This is a genomic window from Microbacterium sp. ISL-103 (assembly GCF_018613995.1).
Taxonomy (GTDB): domain Bacteria; phylum Actinomycetota; class Actinomycetes; order Actinomycetales; family Microbacteriaceae; genus Microbacterium.
Window position 1 is genome coordinate 1 of record NZ_JAGGPD010000312.1, and the last position, 4,148, is coordinate 4,148.

Below are 4,148 nucleotides of genomic sequence, written 5' to 3' on the forward strand. Positions count from 1 at the left end.
CACTGCGCCCACGACTCCGCTCAGCGGCGACGTGCCCCCGTATGCGAACCCCGCGCCGACGTACCCCGGCAGCGGACCCTCGTACCCGGCGACTGCTGACGCTGCGCAGCAGCAGGCCTACCCGACCGCACCCGGCTACCCGGCAGCTGCCCCGAGCTACCCGGGTGCCGCGGCCTACGCACCGGCAGGCCAGCAGTACGGCGCTCCCGGCGGCGGATACCCCGCCCCCTACGGCGCAGCGGCTCCTGCAGGGCCTGCCCGCGTCTCGATCCTGGGCGTGGTCGGACTCGGTCTCGCGGCACTCGGCACGATCCTGTCGTGCATCCCCGTCGTCTTCGGATTCGGCTGGCTGCTGCTCGCCGCCGGCTTCGTGGTGTCGTTGATCTCGCTCTTCCTCAAGGGCAAGAAGTGGCCCGGCATCTCGGGTCTCATCCTCTCGGTCGTGGGCGCGATCATCGCGGTCCTGATGTTCTTCGTCATCGTGTTCGCGACGGTCTCCGACGCGGTGCGCGATCTTCCCACGGCACCGCCGTCGAGCGACTCCGACACCGGAACCGACGACGGCACCGACAGCCCCGATGTCGTCGAGGGCGAGCTCGGTTCGCCCCTCACGATCGAGCAGATGTCGGGCACCAGCGAGGTCACGATCAACTCGGCCACCTGGGCGACCTCCGACGGGTCGAGCATCCCGTCGACCAACGGCGGATACGTCATTCTCGACGTCACCTTCACCGGCATCTCGGGCACGAGCTACGTCAACCCGTTCTACGTCATGATCGAGACCGCTGAAGGCGATCAGGGCGACTACGACTACTACGGCGACGGAATCGTCGCCGAAGAGCTCGCAGCCGGAGACACGGTGAACGGCACGATGACCTTCGACGTCGCGCAGAGCGAGTCGTACGACGTCGTCTTCACCGACGAGCTCCTCGACGAGGTCGCTCGCATCTCGAGCACGCCGTCCGCGGGCTGACCGCGACGCCGGCATCAACCCCGACGCAGAATGATCGCCGGGTCCGCAGCGAGAGCTGCAGACCCGGCGATCATCATGTGCGGCCGGTGGTCAGCGCGGTCGAGGGGCTAGCCGCCGAACCGGGGGCTGAGAGCCGGCTCAGTCCTCGTCTTTGCGCTTGCGCCAGCGGATGCCCGCCGAGATGAAGCCGTCGAGGTCACCGTCGAAGACTGCGGCCGGGTTGCCCGACTCGTGTCCGGTGCGAAGATCCTTCACGAGCTGCGGACCGTAGAGGAAGTACGAGCGCATCTGATCGCCCCAGCTCGCCGTGATGTTTCCGGCCAGCTCCTTCTTCTTCGCGGCCTCCTCCTCCTTCTGCAGCAGCAGAAGTCGGGTCTGGAGAACGCGCATGGCGGCGGCGCGGTTCTGGATCTGCGACTTCTCGTTCTGCATCGAGACGACGATGCCGGACGGAAGGTGCGTGAGGCGCACGGCGGAGTCGGTGGTGTTGACCGACTGACCACCGGGGCCTGAGGAGCGGAAGACATCGACGCGGATGTCGTTCTCAGGGATGTCGACCTCGGTCGCCTCTTCCATGAGAGGGATCACCTCGACAGCGGCGAACGACGTCTGACGCTTGTCTGCAGAGCCGAAGGGGCTGATGCGCGCCAGGCGGTGGGTGCCGGCCTCGACCGACACCGTGCCGAAGGCGTAGGGAGCGTCGATCTCGAACGTCGCGGACTTGATGCCCGCACCCTCGGCGTACGACGTGTCCAAGACCTTGACGGGGTACTTGTGGCGCTCAGCCCAGCGCAGGTACATGCGCATGAGCATCTCGGCGAAGTCCGTGGCGTCGTCGCCGCCGGCTCCCGAGCGGATGGTGATGATCGCGGACCGCTCGTCGTACTCGCCGTCCATCAGCGTCTGGACCTCGAGCTGATTGATGATCTCGGTGAGAGCGTTCAGCTCGACCCGCGCCTCGACGGCCGACTCCTCGTCGCCCATCTCGTTCGCGAGGCCGACCAGCACCTCGAGATCGTCGAGTCGGCGGCCGATGCCCTCGACCCTGGCGAGCGCCGACTGGCGGTGACTCAGGGCGCTGGTCACCTTCTGGGCGCGGTCCGGGTCGTCCCAGAGGTCCGGCACGCCGGCTTCCTCGCTGAGACGCGCGATGTCGGAACGGAGGGTCTCGACATCGATGACCTCGCGGATGTCACCGTAGGTGAGTCGCAGGGCCTGGATGTCGGCGGAGAGATCGAGTTCGAGCATGTCGCGTCCAGCCTAACGTGCCGCCTGTGCGGGCGGGTACGGCGTTCGAACGGGAGTAGCGTGAAACGAGTGAGCGACGCATCCACGGTCCTGAGGCGGTTCGGACCGATGGTGTACCTCCCCACCGTCCTCTTCTCGCTCGGCGAGGGAGCAGTCATCCCGCTGATCCCGGTGATCGCCGCGCGAATGGGTGCCGATATCGCGTTCGCCGCGCTCGTGGCCTCCGCGCTGGTCGTCGGCCAGCTCTGCGGAAACCTCCCTGCCGGCTGGGCTGTGGGCCGCATCGGCGAACGCTTCACGATGGTGATCGCCGGCGTGATCGCGATCGGCGCCGGCGTGGGCATGGTCTTCGCTCCGTCTCTGGGTGTGCTCGCAGCGTCTGTCTTCATCCTCGGCTTCTGCGCGGCCGCGTTCGGGCTCGCCCGCCATGCGTTCATGACGACGAGGGTGCCGATCGCGTTCCGAGCCCGCGCGCTCTCGCTCTTGGGAGGCAGCTTCCGCCTCGGCATCTTCATCGGTCCGTTCGTCGCCGCAGGGCTTCTGCAGCTGTTCGGGTCGGAGTCCGCCGCGATCTGGTTCTTCCTCGGCTGTCTCGTCGTGATGGTGCTGCTGGTGCTGTTCGGGCCCGACCCCGAGAAGACGATCCCGGCGACCACGGCCGTGCGCACCGCGTCGCTCTCGGATGATTCGGGCGAAGCCGTCACCGGATCGATCCCCACCACGGGGCGCGCAGGCATCTTCCGCACGATGTGGCAGCAGCGCAGCGTGCTCGGGCGGCTCGGTCTCGCGGCGGCCTCGCTCTCGGCTGTCCGGTCTGCACGGCAGGTCGTGCTGCCCCTCTGGGGGCTCTCGCTCGGTCTCGACGCCTCGACCATCGCCCTCGTCGTCGGAATCTCGGGCGCAATCGACTTCGCCCTGTTCTACGCCAGCGGTCAGGTGATGGATCGGTTCGGACGCCTCTGGGCCGCGATGCCCGCGATGGTGCTCATGGGTGCGGGGTTCCTCGCCCTCTCCGTGACCCACGACCTCGATGCCGCAGTGCTCTGGTTCGGCATGTTCGCCGCCGTGCTCGGGGTGGGCAACGGCCTCTCGAGCGGCATCCTGCTGACGCTCGGCGCCGACGTCGCTCCGAAGCGCGAGCCCGCGGCCTTCCTCGGCTCGTGGCGCACGCTGACGGATGCCGGAGGAGCCGTCGCTCCCCTGGCGGTGTCGGGGATCATCGCGGTCGCATCGCTGCCGGTCGCGGCTGCGGCCATGGGCGTGGTCGGGCTGGTGGGCGCCCTGGGCTTCATCCGATGGATCCCCCGCTTCGTCCCCCGTGCCGCGAAGGACCCGTCATGACCTCTCTCGGCGCCGACGTGCGGCGTCTGGTCGTCGGCGCGGCCACACCGTCGCAGCGCCTCCGCGACGCCCAGGCGGACTTCTCGCGCTTCTTCCCCGACGACCACGGGCCCGTCTCCCGCGATGACGGACCCCGCCACGCCACCGCGTCGGCGCTCGTGTTCGATCCGACGCTGAACCGCACGCTGCTCGTGTTCCACGCCAAGGGGCAGTTCTGGGTGCAGCCCGGCGGGCATCTCGAGCCCGGCGACGCGTCGATAGCGAAGGCCGCGCTGCGCGAACTGCGCGAGGAGACGGGTGTCGACGTCCTCGTCCCCGCCGAGCCGCTCGTGTACGACCTCGACCACCACGAGCTCTCCTCTGCCTTCGGCCGCTGCGCCTCGCATCTCGACATCGGGGTCGCGGTCGTCGTCTCGGATGACGCGGCGCTGGTGGTGAGCGAGGAATCCGAGGACGTACGGTGGTGGCCGATCGACGCGCTGCCGTCGCAGGTGCCTGCCGGATTCGAGGGGCGGGTGCGGCGGCTGCGCGATCTGCAGGCCGGGTGAGCGATCTTCTCACCTCAGCGCGGTGCGGCTCGTGCCCG

The 4,148-nt window shown here is 68.8% G+C and carries 3 protein-coding genes and 1 pseudogene; 3 read left to right on the plus strand and 1 reads right to left on the minus strand.

The window, feature by feature from the left end:
* Positions 1 to 973: pseudogene (locus J7E68_RS11945) on the plus strand (hypothetical protein); the annotation flags it as partial.
* 138 nt (positions 974 to 1,111) lie between these two features.
* Here the strand turns inward: J7E68_RS11945 and prfB are convergent.
* The gene (gene prfB, locus J7E68_RS11950; protein WP_215172855.1) at positions 1,112 to 2,221 is read right to left on the minus strand and encodes a peptide chain release factor 2; all 1,110 of its coding nucleotides are present in this window, start codon (positions 2,219 to 2,221) and stop codon (positions 1,112 to 1,114) included.
* A gap of 108 nt (positions 2,222 to 2,329) precedes the next feature.
* Between prfB and J7E68_RS11955 the strand changes: the two genes are divergently transcribed.
* Both J7E68_RS11955 and J7E68_RS11960 read left to right on the plus strand, forming a co-directional pair.
* On the plus strand, positions 2,330 to 3,562 hold the full coding sequence (locus tag J7E68_RS11955; RefSeq protein ID WP_215172858.1) for an MFS transporter: 1,233 nt from the start codon (positions 2,330 to 2,332) through the stop codon (positions 3,560 to 3,562).
* Positions 3,559 to 4,110: an NUDIX hydrolase gene (locus J7E68_RS11960; protein ID WP_215172857.1), complete on the plus strand. Its 552-nt coding sequence runs from the start codon at positions 3,559 to 3,561 to the stop codon at positions 4,108 to 4,110. Before J7E68_RS11955 ends, J7E68_RS11960 begins: the two co-directional genes overlap by 4 nt.
* Positions 4,111 to 4,148: the final 38 nt, after the last annotated feature.